The organism is Streptomyces sp. NPDC043685 (genome assembly GCF_056436585.1).
Map to the genome: position 1 here is coordinate 17,272 of NZ_JBWKCH010000015.1, position 16,673 is coordinate 33,944.

Annotated in this window: 15 protein-coding genes; 8 read left to right on the forward strand and 7 right to left on the reverse strand. The window is 71.9% G+C overall.

Going from position 1 to position 16,673, the window contains the following annotated elements:
- The first annotated feature begins 3 nt into the window (after window positions 1-3).
- Window positions 4-492 (forward strand): flavin reductase family protein, encoded by a 489-nt coding sequence (locus tag AC0665_RS35965; protein WP_468414835.1) that lies wholly within the window; start codon window positions 4-6, stop codon window positions 490-492.
- 249 nt (window positions 493-741) lie between these two features.
- On the opposite strand, the gene AC0665_RS35970 is transcribed toward AC0665_RS35965, so the two are convergent.
- The 4 genes from AC0665_RS35970 to AC0665_RS35985 form a co-directional block, all read right to left on the reverse strand.
- The gene (locus AC0665_RS35970; RefSeq protein WP_478706642.1) at window positions 742-3,138 is read right to left on the reverse strand and encodes a SpoIIE family protein phosphatase; all 2,397 of its coding nucleotides are present in this window, start codon (window positions 3,136-3,138) and stop codon (window positions 742-744) included.
- A gap of 105 nt (window positions 3,139-3,243) precedes the next feature.
- On the reverse strand, window positions 3,244-3,810 hold the full coding sequence (locus AC0665_RS35975) for an antibiotic biosynthesis monooxygenase (RefSeq protein WP_478706643.1): 567 nt from the start codon (window positions 3,808-3,810) through the stop codon (window positions 3,244-3,246).
- A gap of 44 nt (window positions 3,811-3,854) precedes the next feature.
- Entirely contained in the window at window positions 3,855-4,235 is a 381-nt protein-coding gene (locus AC0665_RS35980) for a hypothetical protein (protein WP_363122526.1), read from the reverse strand.
- A gap of 260 nt (window positions 4,236-4,495) precedes the next feature.
- Window positions 4,496-5,413: a MurR/RpiR family transcriptional regulator gene (locus AC0665_RS35985; protein ID WP_366053781.1), complete on the reverse strand. Its 918-nt coding sequence runs from the start codon at window positions 5,411-5,413 to the stop codon at window positions 4,496-4,498.
- Window positions 5,414-5,568: 155 nt separating this feature from the next.
- Here AC0665_RS35985 and AC0665_RS35990 point away from each other — a divergent pair, with 155 nt between their 5' ends.
- Both AC0665_RS35990 and AC0665_RS35995 read left to right on the forward strand, forming a co-directional pair.
- Window positions 5,569-5,730 carry a hypothetical protein gene (locus AC0665_RS35990; protein ID WP_366053782.1) on the forward strand — a complete coding sequence of 54 codons (162 nt, stop codon included), beginning with the start codon at window positions 5,569-5,571 and terminating at the stop codon, window positions 5,728-5,730.
- A 53-nt stretch (window positions 5,731-5,783) separates the two neighbouring features.
- Window positions 5,784-6,185: a DUF3662 domain-containing protein gene (locus AC0665_RS35995; RefSeq protein ID WP_468414831.1), complete on the forward strand. Its 402-nt coding sequence runs from the start codon at window positions 5,784-5,786 to the stop codon at window positions 6,183-6,185.
- A 205-nt stretch (window positions 6,186-6,390) separates the two neighbouring features.
- On the opposite strand, the gene AC0665_RS36000 is transcribed toward AC0665_RS35995, so the two are convergent.
- On the reverse strand, window positions 6,391-8,307 hold the full coding sequence (locus AC0665_RS36000; protein WP_478706644.1) for a phosphatase PAP2 family protein: 1,917 nt from the start codon (window positions 8,305-8,307) through the stop codon (window positions 6,391-6,393).
- A gap of 222 nt (window positions 8,308-8,529) precedes the next feature.
- Window positions 8,530-9,429 (reverse strand): N-acetylglucosamine kinase, encoded by a 900-nt coding sequence (locus tag AC0665_RS36005; RefSeq protein WP_468414829.1) that lies wholly within the window; start codon window positions 9,427-9,429, stop codon window positions 8,530-8,532.
- A 240-nt stretch (window positions 9,430-9,669) separates the two neighbouring features.
- On the opposite strand from AC0665_RS36005, the gene AC0665_RS36010 reads away from it, so the two are divergent.
- From AC0665_RS36010 to AC0665_RS36030, 5 genes are all read left to right on the forward strand, one after another.
- On the forward strand, window positions 9,670-10,791 hold the full coding sequence (locus AC0665_RS36010; protein ID WP_478611130.1) for an ROK family protein: 1,122 nt from the start codon (window positions 9,670-9,672) through the stop codon (window positions 10,789-10,791).
- Between the two features lie 274 nt (window positions 10,792-11,065).
- The gene (locus tag AC0665_RS36015; protein ID WP_468414827.1) at window positions 11,066-12,388 is read left to right on the forward strand and encodes an ABC transporter substrate-binding protein; all 1,323 of its coding nucleotides are present in this window, start codon (window positions 11,066-11,068) and stop codon (window positions 12,386-12,388) included.
- 123 nt (window positions 12,389-12,511) lie between these two features.
- Window positions 12,512-13,423 (forward strand): carbohydrate ABC transporter permease, encoded by a 912-nt coding sequence (locus AC0665_RS36020; protein ID WP_468412765.1) that lies wholly within the window; start codon window positions 12,512-12,514, stop codon window positions 13,421-13,423.
- Entirely contained in the window at window positions 13,420-14,322 is a 903-nt protein-coding gene (locus tag AC0665_RS36025; protein ID WP_468412763.1) for a carbohydrate ABC transporter permease, read from the forward strand. The genes AC0665_RS36020 and AC0665_RS36025 overlap by 4 nt, the downstream gene beginning before the upstream one ends.
- Before the next feature lie 2 nt (window positions 14,323-14,324).
- The gene (locus AC0665_RS36030) at window positions 14,325-16,052 is read left to right on the forward strand and encodes a hypothetical protein (RefSeq protein WP_478706645.1); all 1,728 of its coding nucleotides are present in this window, start codon (window positions 14,325-14,327) and stop codon (window positions 16,050-16,052) included.
- 53 nt (window positions 16,053-16,105) lie between these two features.
- On the opposite strand, the gene AC0665_RS36035 is transcribed toward AC0665_RS36030, so the two are convergent.
- Window positions 16,106-16,615, reverse strand: coding sequence for an N-acetyltransferase family protein (locus tag AC0665_RS36035; RefSeq protein ID WP_478706646.1), 510 nt, complete (start codon window positions 16,613-16,615; stop codon window positions 16,106-16,108).
- Window positions 16,616-16,673: the final 58 nt, after the last annotated feature.

The following is a 16,673-nucleotide window of genomic DNA, read 5'->3' on the forward strand; positions in this document are numbered from 1 at the left end:
ACGATGGCCGGCATGGACGAGTTCATCGATCGGCTCAACCCCGACATGTGCGTGGTGACGGCCGCCGCGGGCGGAGAACGGGCGGGCTGTCTCGTCGGGTTCGCCTCACAGTGCTCGATGCGGCCCGTGCGGTTCGTGGTGTGGCTGTCCGAGCTCAACCACACCTTCCGGGTGGCGCGCGACGCCGATGTCCTCGCCGTGCACCTGCTCGGCCGTGACCAGCACGGTCTCGCCGAGCTGTTCGGCGGCCGGACCGGCGACCTGACCGACAAGTTCCAGGACGTCCGCCTGCGGGAGGCGTACGGCGGGGCCCTCGTCCTGGAGGACGCGCCGGCCTGGTTCGTCGGCCGGATCGTGACACGCGTGGGCGGCGGTGACCACATCGGCTTCGTCCTCGACCCGGTCGAATGGGGCGGACACGCGGACCACGAGGGGCCGTTGCTGCGCCTGTCCGACGCACTCACCATCGAGCCCGGTCACCCGGCCGACTGACGCCGCTCCCCGTCCTTCGAACAGCGGGCAAGGGCTGGGGAAAACAGCGGACCGGCCGGTGCGTCCGGCCGCACCCTGGGCCCGGGGCGACGCACGAGGCGCCCGAACCGCCGCACGACGAAGGCCACGCCCATGAACGGCTCCCGCATCCCGGGTCTGGTGCTGCCCACCCTGTTCCTGCTGGCCCTGCTCGCGGGCCTGTGGTGGTACTGGAGACACCGCGGGGACACGTGAGACGGGCGGACAGGCCTAGCGGTCCTGCCCCCCGGGAACCCGGACGTCCACCACGCACACGTCGTCCCGCCGCTCGTCCGGGAGCATCCGGGCGAGCAGCGGGCCCAGCGAGCCGGGCCCGTCGCCGTGCGGAGCCGCCACCGCCTCGGCGAGCTGCTCGAGACCTCGGTCGATGCTGTCCGGCGGGTGCTCGACCAGGCCGTCGGTGTACAGGATGAGCCGGTCGCCCGGGTCGAGGCGGCACTCCGCCTCCTGGTAGACCGGCGACGAGGTCGCCCCGAGCAGGATCCCGCCGGGGCGGGGCAGGTACCGCGCCTCCCCGTCACGCAACAGCAGCGGAGGGGGGTGCCCCGCCTGCGCCCAGACCAGGCGCCGGCGGCGGGGGTTGTAGCGGGCCAGCACCATCGTGGCGGTGGCGTGGGAGTCGCGCGAGTGCAGCAGCAGCGTGTTCAGCCGGGCGAGGGCGCCGGTCAGCGACGAGCCCGTGATGACCATGCCCTTCGCGGTGAACCGCAGCTGGGCCATGGTGGCCACCGCGTCGACCCCGTGCCCGGCGACATCGCCGACGACCAGCAGCGCGTCCCCGTCGGGGAGTTCGATCGCACTGAACCAGTCACCGCCGACGTGCACCCCGGACTGGGCCGGCAGGTAGGCGACCTCGACACGCAACCCGGCCAGGTGCACGGGCCGGTTGGCCATCGGCAGCAGTGCGTGCTGGAGCCGTGAGGCCAGGGTCCGTTCGGCCTGGAGCACGTCGTGCTGGGTCAGGATCGCCCGCTCGCTCTCGACCAGGGCCAGCTCTGCCCGCCGCCGGGCGGTCATGTCCTGCACGAAGCCGTGCACCTCGACGGGTGTGCCGTGCCGGTCGGCCACCGCCTCGGCCACCAGCCGCAGATGCCGGATGACGCCGCTCGTCCGGATCCGGAACGGCACGTCGAACGCCTTTCCCCCGTGGACGAGTTCACCGACGGCGCGGGTCAGCGCGGGCGTGTCCTCGGGCAGCGCGAGCTCCGGTACCTCGGACAGGCGCACCGGGCCCAGCGCGGGGTCCCGGCCGACGAGGGAGAACACCTGGGTCGACCAGGAGGCCTCCTGCGTGACCAGGTTCCAGGTCGCCCAGCCGAGATTGCCCAGCCGTTGCAGGTCCGCCAGCCGCTGCTCCTGCCGGTCGGAGGAGCCGTGCCGGATCCAGGAGACGACGAGGGCGTCGCCCAGCGGAGCCACGCGCGTGGTGTACACGGACAGCTCGGCGACGCCCGCCACGAGCTCCTCGTGTGCGAACGGCTCACCGTCATACGCCTGCCCGGTGGTCAGCACGTGGAGGCAGGCCTGCCACAGCGGCTCGGCCGCCAGGACCGGCCGCAGCTCCAGCAGCCGCCGCCCGGCCGGTTCCTCACCGCTGCGACCCAGCAGGTCGCTCACCTGGGCGGTGGCGGCCTCCACCCGGAAGTCCTCGGTCTCGCCCGTCGCGGTCCGCAGCGGAGTGAGCAGCATCGCCGCGACCGGCAGCGCCTCGAAGAGCGCCTGCACCGCGTCCGTGGCGGCGTCGGCGTCCCGCTCCGGCGGGGTGTCGAAGGCACGCAGCCGGCCGGCGCACAGCTCTACGAGCCCCCGCAGATGGACCCGGTCGCGCTCGGTGAACGTCCCGGCACTGCCGCGCAGGACGCCGATGCAGACCTCGGCCGCACCGGCGGCGGGCACCGGCAGCCAGGCACGCGAGCGCCACCGGTCGGGAGGGTCGCCGATGAGCAGGTACTGCCGCTCGTCCGCCGTGAAGTCCTCCAGCCAGCGCGGCTCTCCCGCCCGCAGCGCGTCCAGCGCGGCCATGCCGCTCAGCGGGGGCACCTGGGACCACTGGGCCACCAGCCGGCCGTCGACGCCCGCGTGCCCGATCAGTCCGAGGCCGCCGTCGGGCCTGCGGGAGTAGATCAGGAGCGCGTCCGCCGACAGCTCGGGGCCGAGATGCCTCAGCAGGCACCGGGCGAGCTCGTGCGGTGTCGTCACCCGAACGAGGGCCTTGCCGAGGCGCGCCAGGGCAGCGCTGACGTCGTCCGGAACGGCCGAGCGCTCCAGGGCGTCCGCCTCGGAGTCGTGCGCCCCCGGCCCGGCGGAGGCCTCCGGCCGGTCCGGGCCCGGAGGCCTGCGAGCGAGGCCCCCAAGGGTGATCCAGCACTCTTCCAGCAAGGTGTGACGGGCCGCCTTGGCCCGCTGGAGCAGCTGCTCGCCCGCCACGTCGGCGGTGCACCCGCTCAGCGCCATGACCGCGCCCTTGGCCCGTTCCACGACAGCCGAAGTGGCCGCCTGGTCGCGCAGCCGGTCCAGCTCGGCGCGTTGCCGGGCGACGATCTTGGCCAGTTCGACCAGGTCCGGTGCGGCACCGGGCTGCGCCGGCGTCACGGGCTCGCTCGTCACGCGTTGAGCATGGCACACCTGGCCCGATTCGCAGACCGCCTTGTGCGGATGAACCCCTCACCCGCCCCGGGCGCCCCACACATCACACGGGCCTCGCCCACACGGTCAGCGGCCATGGGTCGGATACAGCCACAGCCGCAGCAGCCGGCTCAGCCGCGGCATGACCAGGTAGGTCAGCACCGGCAGCAGGACCAGCGGGAAGACGGCGGCCCGCAGCGGCAGCGGCCAGTCGGTGGTGCGGGGCGCCACCAGCCACTGGACGAGCAGGGTGAAGGGGTAGGCGCCGAGGAAGGTCGTGAGGACCATCTTCCACCGCGGCGGTGCCTGCTCGGTGGTCCCGGGCAGGCTGAACCAGGTCTCCATCCCGCTCGTCGACTGGCGTTCGCTGCTGACCTCGGTGGCGATGTCCTGAATGCGGCGGTGCCAGTGCGCGCGCTCGTCGGACTCCAGCCAGGCGGCCAGCCGGTGCTGGTCGGACCAGCGCAGCACCGCGTGGTAGCGGCGGCCGTCCTCGGGTGCCAGCCAGGAGACACCCTCGTTGCCGGGGAACTGTCTGGCGCAACGGGTGATGCCGTGCGTCCACTCCTCGAACCGCTGTTCCTGGCCGGGACGCACCTGCCAGGTCAGGACGGTGGTCACCGGTTCACCGCGCCGGACTTCCATGGTGCTCATTCCTCCGCGGGTGCCACGCGACGGCCCGGATCATGCCCGCCGGCTCACGGCTGGCGGTGCGCCTCCACAAGGGCCTGGGTGACCGCGCGGACACTGCGCGCGATGTGCTGGAGCTGCATGACCTCGGCCGCGTACAGCTTGATCGTGTGCTCGATGACCCCCTCGTGCAGGCCGAGCCCCGGCAGGTCGGCGCGGGCGGTCTGCAGGGCGGTGCGGGCGACCCTGATCTCGTTCTGGACCTGGATCTGGGCATGCCGCGCGAGGAGGACGGGGTGCCGGATGAAGGCGGGGTATCCGGCGTAGCGCGTGGGCACCAGCTCGCGCAGCCACTTGGCCGCCGAGCGCTCCCAGTCGAAGCTCCCGGGGGTCTTGACCTGGCAGGGCCAGTCCGGGCTGATGCGCGTGGTCGTCAGGGGCATGATCATCGCTCTCGGGTGTGCGGCGTCGTGAGGGTGGACGACGAGTCGGGGCGGCCCCGGCCTAGGGGATGACCGGGGCCGCCACGGACACCCGGGACGCCGGAGTGGGTAGGACCCGGCCCCACGGGTGCGGAACGGATCCGGGACGACCGGTTCGCGATCCGTGAGCAGTATTTATATATGCCATCCGGTTTGCAAGGAGCATGAAAACATTCATGCGCGCTTTGTTGTGGATGGTCCTGCTGTGGGGTCGCGCCGGGTGCCGCTCAGTCCCGCAGGAAGAACTGGTGCTGGTCGGCGACCTGCTCGTACTCCTCCAGCCGCGCCTGGGTCCGCTCCGGATCCGCGTCCGTCATGGCCTGGAGCAGCGCCGAGCACATCACCCCGGGCGCCGCGTAGGAGTCGAAGACCAGACGCGAGCCGGTCCCCAGGGCGAAGACGACGTCCGCCTCGTCCGCGAGCGGCCCGAGCGCCAGGTCGGTGATCAGGGCGACCTTGAGCCCGGCGCCCCGCGCGACCCGCACGGCCGTGAGGGTCTCCTGGGCGTGCCGGGGCATGGAGAACGCCAGCACCCATGTGCCGCCCGCCTCCCGTGACTGCAGCAGCGCGTCGTAGGCGACACTGCCGCCCCGCGTCACCAGCCGTACGTCCGGATGGATCCGGCGGGCGGCGTAGGCGAAGTACTCCGCCAGCGAGACCGAGATCCGCAGGCCGAGGACCGTCAGGGGGGCGGACGACGAGAGCTTGCGGCCGACGTCGATGACCTGGTCCGGGTCGGCGAGGTCCCGTCGCAGGTTCTCCAGGTTCTCGATCTCGGCGTCGACCGCCGCCTGCAGCTCGTTGCCCCGGTTCTCCTCGCCCGGGCCGGCGGCGAAGGTGCCCAGCGCGATCGACTGGAGCTTCTCGCGCAGCGCCGGGTAACCGCTGAAGCCGACCGCCGAGGCGAAGCGCGTGACGGAGGGCTGGCTGACACCCACCCGGTCCGCCAGATCCGTGATCGACAGGAACGCCGCTTCGGTGATGTGCTCGATCAGGTACTGCGCGATGCGCCGCTGCCCCGGGGAGAGCCGGGGCCCGTCGAAGAGCGCCCGCAGCTGGGCGGACGCGGAGACCTCCGCTTCGGGGGCGGCCTTGCCCGAGGTGATCGCGGACGCCTGTGCGCGTGCCTGCTGCGGCGATGGCACCGGTGCGCCTCCTTCGTCTCCCACGGACGTTCAACATAGCTCACGCCCCGTGGTGACCAGGGCTTCTTCCGGCAGCATGAGCTGCCCTGCGCGGGGTTACCCGTACGCCGGGCGGGAACCCGCCGCCGCACACGACCCCGTAAGGAGCCACCGGCATGACCGTGCCCGAGGAGAACCGTCCCAAGACGGAGACCACCGACGAGCTGCTGGAACACCGCGACGACAACCGCTCCCGGCCGCAGGGCGGCACGGGACGCACGCTGCGCGAGGCCTTGGAAGAGGCCGAGGTGCGCCCCGACGACTTCGACGGCCGGTAGGTCCACCGACCGGCATCCCCGACCGAACCGACGAATGCGGCAGGAGAGACGGCATGGGCGCGCTGAGTGCGCTGGAACAGACGCTGGAGAACCGATGGGACGCCCTGTGGGCGCGGCTCACGGACAAGGAACCGGTCGAGATCGTCGACGCCCTGCGGCGTGAGTGCGACGACAACGCCGTGGTGTGCAGTGAGGGCCGCGTCATGGTCCCCAACGCCTACGACGTGGAACTCCCCGACGACGTGCACGACCACCTGACCCGCACCGGCACGGACGTGGGCCAGGCACTCACCGACAGCCTGTCCGACCACGCCGAACGCCGTGGCTATGAGTTCGCCGGTCCGCTGGCGGTCCACGTGGCGAGGTGCCCCGACGTGCCCAACGGCCGTTACCGGGTGGCCGGCCGGGTCATGCGGCACGTGAGCGCGGACGGGTTCTTCTACGCGGCCCACTGAGGCTTCGCGCCGTACCGGGCGCTCAGCGGCGATACACCGTGATCGCGTGCCCGACGTCCTCGACGGGGCGGCTGCCGCCGATCGCGGCCGGCCGCCCCGTGGCCTTCGTCGCCGGGCACGAGGCTGACGCGGGGCGGGGAACGGCGGGAGCGACCCGGAGGTCCCTCATGGGCCCACTCCGCATCAGCCCCCGCCGCAGAGAGCGCTACCGCCTCACGAGGCGCACCGACAGACCGTCAGCCGTGTGGACGGGCACGGCCCGCAGCGTCGTGGAGTCGAGTTCGACACGGTCGAACCGCCCGCGCAGCCGCGGAGCGGACAGCACGGGCACGGTCGTCCCCGCCACCGGCGGCCGCTCGGGGTCCAGCCGCAGCGACAGCACACTGCCCGGCCCCAGCAGGACCCGGCGGGCCACCGTGAGGGCCGGGCCGTGGCTCCGGCGCAGGGGCAGCTCCAGCGTCGACGCAGACTCCTGGACGTACGAACCGCGCACCCGCAGGACCGCGTCCGCGCGGAGCGTGCCGCCGGTGACCCGGACGTCACCCTCGCCCAGGGCGCGCGGTGAGGCGGCGACCAGCGTGCCGGCCTCCAGGACGGTCCCGCCGCGATAGCGGTTGTGACCGGTGAGGGTGAGCGTGCCCGTGCCGCGCTTGGTCAGAGCGCCCTCGCCCTCGATGTCGTTGCGCCAGCTGTCGGCCGCGTGGAAGCCCCCGGCCGCCGCGTCCAGCGTCACGGTCACGTCCCGGTCGAAGGCGCCGTAGCCGTCCGCCGCGGCGAACAGGTTCAGCCGGCCCCACTGCTCGAAGCCGTCCAGCAGGACGTACCCGGAGGGCAGCGCGGTCGTCCGCAGCACCTCGCGTCGCTGGGCCGCGGTCAGGTACGGCAGCCGCGTCTCCAGCAGCACCTCCGCACCCTTCGGCACGGTGAGCGGGTCCTTGCGGCCGCGACGCGGCAGGACGTACGTCAAACGGGGCCCGACCGCACGGGCGTTGGCCTCGCGGTCGGCGTAGGCGTCCCCGGCACCCGGGTGGGCGTAGGCGTACAGGGTGTCCGCGGTCGTGCTGGTCCGCTGGGTGAAGTAGGCGAGGGCCTGGGCGCGGGCCGCTGCCTTGAGCTCCGCGTTCGCCGGGTCGGCCAGGGTCGCGGCGGTCAGGGCGGTGGCCATGATCCGGCCGCCGATCACGTCGACGGTGGAGTGCATGCCCGACACGATCCGGGTGTGGCTGAGCTCGAACGCCCGTGTCACGAGCTCCTGGAACCGCTCGGGCACCGCGTACGCCAGGGCCAGACCGGCCAGGTGGAAGGCGTTGGTGTGGCCGCTGGGGAAGCCGCCGTCCTCCGCCGCGTTCTCGGAGCGCTGGCGCAGCAGCTGTGGGGCGACGACGACGTCCGAGTCGTACACGGGGTAGCCGAGGGCGTCCTTCTTCCCGGTGTCGACGACCTCGCTGTCCTCGTTCATCCGCCACGGGCGCGGGTACTGGAAGGCGAACTTGCCCGGGTTGCCCGAGGCGAACGGCCCGCGCACGGTGTCGACCAGCCGGGCCACCGTGCCGAGGTCGGAGTCGTACGAGCCCGCCCCGAGCGCGGATCCGGCCGGGGCGTCGGCCGGCAGGGTGTCGTTGATCTTCCCGGGCGGAGTGCCCTCCGGGGCGGTGATGATGGACGTGACGGCCTTGGCGCCCGCCTTGTAGAGGTCGGCCAGCGGGCCGAGACCCGCGATCATGGCGTAGCTCTGGTGCTGGCGGTCGTAGAGGAAGGCCTCCTTCGCCTGGGCCTCGGTGCGGGTCTGGGTGACGCGGGCGCAGTAGCGCATGTTGGCGCGCAGCACCTCATGGTCCAGGACCCGGCCGGTGTTCCAGGCGTCCCCGGTCTTCCACACCTTCGCCATGCCGCCCAGGATCCGGACGACGGCGTTGGTCTCCGGGGTCAGGTTGGTGACGACGTTCGACTTGTAGTCGTCGACGAACGCGGCGAAGCCCGTGGCGGCCTTGGCGTCGGCGGCGCCGAGCCACGTCGCGAAGGCCGGTGCGGCGAGCAGGCCCGCCGTGGCACCGAGGGAGGTCCTGAGAAACCCCCGCCGGTCGACGGTGACGGGGGAGCGGTGCCCGGCTGATGACGGCATGGGTGCGCCTCTCTGGAGTTCTGCGAGGAAGGAGTCGTGGCGTTGCGCGACAGTGCGTCGGCCGTGCGGCCGAAGGTGGTGCGGTCGGTGCGACTACCGGTGCCTCTGACGACTTCTGTGACACCTGTTGCGTACGAGCGAAGATCTACGGCCGGGTCGTGACCCTCCGGAGAGGGTCCGGTCACCGGCCGGTGGCCGGAAGGTGAACGGCGGCCGCCCGTCTCACAGAAGCGAACGGGCCAGGGCCAGCGCGCCCTCGACCGGCGGCACCCGCAGCGGCCGCGGCCGGGCTCCGGGCAGGGACTCGGCGAGCGCGGAGGTGAACGCCTCGTACAGCGTGGGCTGGGCGAGCACCGTGCCGCCCGCCACCACCACGTCGTCCACCGGCACCCCGCGCGCGGCCAGCCGTACGACGAGCCGGGCGAGCGCCCGGCCGCCCTCGGCGATCACGGCCCGGGCGAGCGGTGAGCCGGCCTCGGCGGCGGCGAACACGGCGGGGGAGCGACGGCCCCACTCGGCGGAGACGTCCGTGGCGGCCTCCAGGGCGGCGCCGAGGGCGGGCACCTCGGCCACCCCGAACGCCGCGACCAGTCCGGTCGCCAGCGCGTCGGGCTCCTCGCCGCGGTCGTGCGCGGCCCAGACGGCCCGCGCGGCCTCACGGACGAGGCCGGCCGCGCCGCCCTCGTCACCGAGGACCGCGCCCCAGCCGCCGACCTGGACCGCCGTGCCGTCGGGCAACCGTCCCACCGCGACCGAACCGGTGCCGGCGACCAGGCCGACGCCCTTGTCCAGCCCCGCGGCCGGGACGAGCAGCTCGGCGTCGCCCACGACCAGCGCGGGGACCCGCAGTCGCTCCTGGAGCGCGGCCCGGATCCCCGCGCACTGGCGTGGTGTCTCACAGGCGTGCCCGCCCACGGCGAGCGCGGCCGGCCGGACGCCGGACGGCAGGGTGTCGGCGAGCAGGGCGGCCAGCCAGTCGGCGGCGGCCCCCGGGTCGTGCGGCCGCCATCCGCTGCTGCTGCGGACACGGTCGACGAGGTCCTCGCCGTCCGCGAAGGCGCGCAGCTGCGTCTTGGTGCCGCCCACGTCGATACCGACCGCGTAAGGCGTGGAGTCCTGCACGGATCCTCTTTCGTCGTTGCGCGGACACGGCGCACGGCAGGCGAACAGCGCGCTGGACCACGGCAGTTGAAGAGGTAGGGAAGCCCCGGGACGGGCTTCTGCCGGACACGGCAGGCGAGTACCGTGCACTTCGTTAGGAAGTTAACTAACGAAGTAGGGTGCGCGTCAAGAGGCACGGAATCCCGATGCCGCGCGACCCTTGCGGCGCCCTGCTCGGCCGCAGCACGACCTGGGGAGACCATGCATCTGAGTGAGAGTGCCCGTGTGGTGTTCGACGTACTGGCGGGAGCGGGAACGGCCACCCGCCCCCAGCTGGCGGCCGGTGCGGGCCTTTCCAAGCCGACCGTCTCCACCGCCGTGGCCGAACTCGAGGCCGCCGGGCTCGCCGCCCACTCCGGGCGTGCCTCCGGCGGCACCGGACGCAGCGCCGCCGTCTACCGGCTCGGGCCCGCCGCCGGTGCCGTGCTCGCCGTCGACCTGGGGCCCGCCGCGACACGGGTGCGCGGCTGCGCGCTGGACGGCGCCCTGCTCGCCGAGGGCACCGGCTCCCGGCCGGAGGCCGCCGGCACCGTCCGCACGGTCCTCGACGCCCTGCCGGCCGGGGCCCCGCTGCGCGCCGTCGTCGTCGCCGTCGGCGATGTCACCACCCGCGACGGGGAGGGGGCCGGGGAACGTCCCGCGACAGCCAAGGCCGGCCCGGTCTTCGACGCCATGGCCGTCGCGCTGCCCGAGGGTGTGCCCGTGCACCTGGAGAACAACGTCAACTGCGCCGCCCTCGCCGAACTGCACGAAGGCGCGGCTGTCGGCCGCGACACCTTCGGCTACCTGCGCATCGGCGTCGGCATCGGTCTCGCCGTCGTCATCGGCGGCCGGGTCCTGCGCGGCGCGAACGGCGCGGCCGGTGAGGTGGCGCGGCTGCCCTACCCCTGGGACGAGCACCGCGCCCCGCGCCACGAGGGCCTGGAGCAGCGCATGGGCTCGCCCACCCTGCTGCGCCGGGCCGCCGAGGCCTGGCAGGACGCCGACGGCCCCCGCCCGCGCACCGCCGAGCGGCTCCTCGCCCTGGCCGGGCAGGGGCACGTCACGGCCCGGTCCGTGATCGACGCGCACGCCGCCGACGTGGGCCGGCTGGCCGCCGCCGTCGCCGCCGTACTGGACCCGGGCCTGATCGTGCTGGGCGGCGGCACCGGCGCGGATCCGCAGCTCCTGCCCGGGGTGCGGGCCGAGCTGGACCGGCTGAGCTGGCCCACCGAGGTGGTCAGCAGCGTGGTGGGCGACACCGGCACCGTGGCCGGGGCCAGCAGGCTCGCGGTCGCCCATGGAATTCAAACCGTGACCGGAGCTGTACGAGCGAAGCATTGACGGCTGCGCCATCGGTCTGCCAATGTCCGGACAAGCGCTTTCTGAGTCGGCCGGGACGCCGACTCCGGGTGAGCCTCCCGCACGTACGCGAAGTACGGCAGCCGCACGAGGGCGAGCTTGTGCGACGTCGGCCGTCAGGGCCGGGGACCCCACCCGTCAAGGCGACGCGGCCGGGCGAGGCCGTGCCCCCGGAAAGCGAAATTTCCTGCAAAATGCACCCGTGCCGCCTCGGCTGGCGCCGTGCTTCTTCCGCTACGACGAAAAGGGATTGAAGATGACCAGTCTGGGTGTGCGGCGCTCCCGCCGGCTCGGCCGCGGCGGTATACGTCGCGTTGTTCCCCTCGCTGCCGTCGCCACGGCAGGTGCCCTTCTGCTCTCCGCCTGCGGGTCGGGCTCCGACTCGGGCGGCAACGCCAAGTCGCTGACGTTCTGGATCTCCACGGTCCCGGGTCAGGACGCGGGCTGGAAGAAGATGGTGGCGCAGTACAAGAAGGAAACCGGCGTCAAGGTCAAGCTCGTCAACATCCCCTACGACGGCTACCCGGCCAAGCTGCACAACGCCGCGCAGGCGAACTCCCTGCCCGACGTGGCCGCCGTACCGGCGCTGGACCCGATCTGGGCGAACAAGCTGATCGACCTCAGCTCCATCGCCAACAAGAAGAGCAACAAGATCAACGGCAACTTCCTCGCCAAGGACTCCTCCGGGAAGGTGCTGTCCATCCCCTCGGACGTCACCGCGTCCGGCCTGTTCATCAACAAGACGCTGTTCAAGAAGGCCGGCGTCTCCTTCCCGGCCTCGCCGCAGAAGACCTGGACCTGGACCGACTTCATCAAGGCGGCCGACAAGGTCCGCGAGAAGACCGGCGCCAAGTACTCCCTCACGTTCGACCAGTCGCCGTCCCGGCTGCGCGCCATGGTGTACGAGATGGGCGGGAAGTACGTCCACGCCGACTCCTCCGGCAAGTTCTCCGTGGACGCGGCGACCAAGAAGGCCGTGAAGTACTTCGTCGGACTGAACGACGACAAGACCATGCCGAAGTCGGTGTGGACCAGCGGCGCCGACCCGTCGGCCATGTTCCAGAGCGGCGACGTGGTCGCCTACTGGTCCGGCGTGTGGCAGGTGCCCGCCTTCGCGGAGAGCATCAAGAAGTTCGAGTGGGCGAGCGTCCCGACTCCCGCCCAGCCGGTGCAGGCCAGCGACGTCAACAGCGGCGGCATGACGGTGGGCTTCAACAACAACGCCGCCGCGGCCGACGCCGCCAAGAAGTTCCTGTCCTGGCTGTACGAGCCGGCCCACTACAAGGTGCTGTGTGAGACGTCCGGGTTCCTGCCGGTCGAGAGCGGCCTGAACCCCAAGTACCCCTTCAAGTCCGAGGCGGCGCAGGCGGCGTTCAAGCTGTACAACGAGTCGATCCCGCTGTACGCCCCGATCTCCGGCTACTTCAACTCCGCGCAGACGAAGTGGGTGCTGAAGGGCAAGAGCCTCCCCGAGGACCCGACCAAGACGGAACTCGGCAAGGCGATCAACGGCCAGCAGTCGTCCGACAAGGCCCTGCAGAACATCGTGGACATCTACAACCAGCAGGTCGGCGGCTGAGCGCAGGCCGGCAGGCCCGGGCGGCGGGGTCGACACACCGCCGCCCGGGCCCGGGCCCCACGTGATGCCGGGCTCATGGCCCGAGCCCACCGGAACCCATTCCACCAGCACGGAGTCAGGAAGATGACCAAACGCGCCCCGGACGTGTCCGTGAGCCCGCCCAGGAGACGCAGTAAGTACACGCTTGCGCCGCTCGTTCTCATCTCGGCCAATGTCGTGCTCTTCGCGCTGTTCTTCGTCTGGCCGGCGGTGATCGGGCTCGTCTACTCCTTCACGAACTACACGGGTGTGGGGGCGTTCCAGTTCGTCGGACTGGACAACTACCAGACCCTGTTCGGGGACTCCACCTTCTACGACGCGCTGAGCCGGACGCTGCTGTACACCGTGCTCTTCGTTCCGCTTAACTTCGTGTTCTCGCTGCTCATCGCCAACGTCGTGGTGAGCAAGCACGCCAAGGGCGCGTCGGTGGCCCGCGTCATCTTCTTCATCCCGTGGCTGCTGTCGCCCATCGTCGTGGGCGTCCTGTGGCGGTGGCTGTTCGGTGAGAACTTCGGACTGGTCAACTACATCGTCCACGAGTTCGGCGGGAGCGCCGTGCCGTGGCAGTCGAACGCGGACCTGTCGCTGCTGGTGGTGGTGATGGCGGCGTCCTGGGCCTGGACGGGCTTCTCGATGCTGCTGTTCATCGCCGCGATCAAGAACGTGCCGGTGTCGTACTACGAGGCGGCCTCGCTCGACGGCGCCGGCCCCTGGCGCCAGTTCATCAGCATCACCCTGCCGAGCATCGCGCCCACCTCGTTCATCGTCATCCTGCTCAACACGATCAACGCGATGAAGGAATACCCGGTGTTCGTCGCCCTCAACAACGGCGGACCCGGAACGTCGAACAACCTGCTCGTCCAGTACATCTACGAGACCGGCTTCAAACGGGGCCAGATCGGCTACGCGAGCGCCGCGTCGTTCGTGCTCATGATCATCCTGATGGCCGTCGCGATCATCCAGCTGATCGTCAACCGACGGGTGGAGAACCGATGACAACCACAGACATGCCACGCCCGGTCGACACCGGTCGCGGACGGGCCGTCTCCAAGAAGCGGCCCCGCGGCGCGCGGACCGGCGGGATCCGGCGGGCGGTGTCCGCGACGACACTGCTGTGGCTCCTGGCCTGCCTCTACGGACTGCCGGTGCTGTGGTTCGTCCTCAGCTCCTTCAAGCCGGCCGGCGACCTGTTCTCCTATCCGCTGACGCTGGTTCCGCACGACCCCACCCTGTCGGGTTTCAAGGCGGCGTGGGAGAGCGCCAACTTCTCCCAGTACTTCATCAACACGACCATCGTGTGCGTGATCACGACGATCCTCACGGTGGGCGCCAGCTGCTGCACCGGGTACGCGCTGGCCAAGTACGACAACAGATGGCTCAAGGTGTTCTTCATCGGCATCCTGGCCACCACGATGCTGCCGTCCGAGGTCATGCTCGCCCCGGAGTTCCTGGTCGTCCGCGACCTCGGTCTCTACAACTCCTTCGCCGGCATCATCCTCCCGGCCGTGCTCACCGCGACCGGATGCTTCATGTTCCGCCAGTTCTTCCTGACGGTTCCCGACGAACTCGTGGAAGCCGCGCGCATCGACGGCGCCCGTGAACTGGCGATCTTCCTGCGGATCATGGTGCCTCTCTCCAGGCCCATCATGCTGACCCTCGCCATCCTGTCCTTCCAGTGGCGGTGGAACGACTACATCTGGCCGCTGCTGATGCTCAACGACCCCGACAAGTTCACGGTGCAGATCGGCATCCAGAGCATCGTCGGCGCGCAGAACATCAACTGGTCGGTCCTGCTCGGCGCGTCGGTCATCTCGATGATCCCGCTGATCGCCATCTTCCTGGTCTTCCAGCGCTACGTCATGGGCGCCGACATCAACGCCGGACTGAAGGACTGACCGTGCCCCCTGCGCTCGACCACGAGTTCGTCCGCGCGGTGGCCGGCGCCGCCGACCGGCTGGCCGCACCGCTGGCCGCCCGCCCCGACGAGGAACCCGCCGGTGTGCCCCACCGCGCCCTGGCGCGCCGGGCGAAGACCCTGATCGCGGCGTACCGGTCCCCGGACTCGGCTCTGCACGGCAGCGGACAGGCCGTCGCCGCCGCGATGACCCACCTCCGCGCGCTGCGGGCGGTGCAGACGTCCACCGGTCTGTTCGCCGGGGGCGACAACGTGCAGTCTCCGCCGGACTCCGGGTTCACCGTCAACGACGTGTGCGACGCGCATGTCCTCGCCGCCGGGGCGGGGCCGGAACTGCGCGAGGTCACGGCCGCGCTCGCCGAGATCGCCGGCGCCGCGACCGGCAGTCTCCTGACCGGCGGGGTGCACACCCCGAACCACCGCTGGGAGCTGTGCGCGGCGCTAGCCCGGCTGCACAGGTCGTTCCCCGACGACCGGCTCCTCGACCGCGTCGGGGAGTGGCTCGCCGAGGGCGTGGACATCGACGCGGAGGGCCTGTACTCGGAACGCAGCGCCAACTACGCGGCCCATGTGTCCAACCCGTCGCTGCTGCTGCTGGCCGAGGTCCTCGGCCGCCCCGATCTGCGGGACGCCGTCGAACGCAATCTCGCCACGACCCTGGACCTCATCAGGCCGGACGGCACGGTGGAGACGGTCCTCTCGCGACGGCAGGACCAGAACCAGCCGTTCCCGCTGGCGTCCTACCTGCCGCACTACCGGCTGCTCGCGATCCGCACCGGCCGGGGCGACTTCAGCCGGGCGGCGCTCCTCGCGGCGGCCGGTGGCATCGACGACCCCGACCTGCTCGCCGAGACCCTCCTCACCCCTCAGCTGTGCCGGGTCCTGCCGGCACCGGACGCGGAGACACTCCCGCGCGAGCGGTACCTCACCACCGCCCGCCTGGCCGCACGCGCCTCCACCACCGCCCACACCGTGGTGTACGGCGGCTCCGACGTGCCCGAGCACCGGCGCATCCGCTCGGGCCTCGCCTGCAACCCGACCTTCCTGCGCCTGTTCGCCGGGGACGCGATCCTCGACGCGGTCCGGCTCTCCCGGGGGTTCTTCGACCTGGGCCCGTTCCGCGCCGCCGACGTGCGGCAGCCCGCCGACCACCGGTACCGGCTCACCGAAACCCTCACAGCCGCCTACTACCAGCCGCTGTCGCCGGACCGTCAACGGCGGGACGGCGCCTACCTCGTGGCGGACGAGGGACGCTTCTCGGCCGCCATGGCCTTCCCCGACCGGCCGCGGGACGAGGTCTCCCACACGACCCGCGTCGAGGTGGACCTGCGGGAGGAAGGCGCCGACCTGCGGATCGACATCAGCGGACCACGGGTGCCCTGGTGCCTCGAACTGACCTTCCGGCCCGGTGGTGTGCCGGAGGGCGCCGTCCCCCTCGGCGACGGGCGCTGGTGCCTGACGACCGGGCCGATGACCTACCGGGTCGGTGACGACGAGATCCGGGTCGAGGCCGAGGTGGAGTCGGGTGAACCGCTGGCCGGGCCGGACCGGAGCGAGGTCCTGCGGTACGACCCGGGTCAGGACTACACCGTGGTGGGCGGCACGGACGCCACCACCGGGAACCGCGTCTACATCGGTGGACTCGGCCCGCACACCCTGACCCTGGCACTGCGCGCCCACCGTCCCGCGCAGGGGCCCTCACGCGGGTGACCGGCGACGTGTCCGGAGAAGCGGAACCGGCCCTGCCGGGCTGAGCCCGCGCCTCACGCGCCGCGGGCCGGATCCACCACGTCGGGTGCCTGGGCGGCGAGCAGCTCCAAGGGCTCGCCGCTGAGCCGGCACACGGTCCACTCGTCCATCAGGTCTACCCCGAGCGACTTGTAGAAGTCGATCGTGGGCGTGTTCCAGTTCAGGACCCACCACTCGAAGCGGTCGTAGCCGTTGCGCCGGCAGGTCGCGGCCAGGGCCGCGAGGAGGGCCTTGCCGTGGCCCGATCCGCGCGCCGAAGGACGTACGTAGAGGTCCTCCAGGTGCATGCCCCGGATGCCCGTCCAGGTCGAGAAGCGCGGGAACCACAGGGCGAAGCCGACGGTCCCGCCGGTGCCGTCGTCCTGGGCGATCAGGGCGTGGGCGGCCGGGTGTTCGCCGAACAGCGCCTCGCGCAGCTGCTCCTCGGTGGCCCGCGCCTGCTCCTCGGCCCGTTCGTAAGCGGCGAGTTCACGGATCATCGACCGGATCTCTGGGATGTCGTTCACGGTGGCGGACCTGATCATGGGCCGATCCTGCCTCATCCCGCCCGGACAGGGAACCGGCGCGTGGGGCGGGCACGGC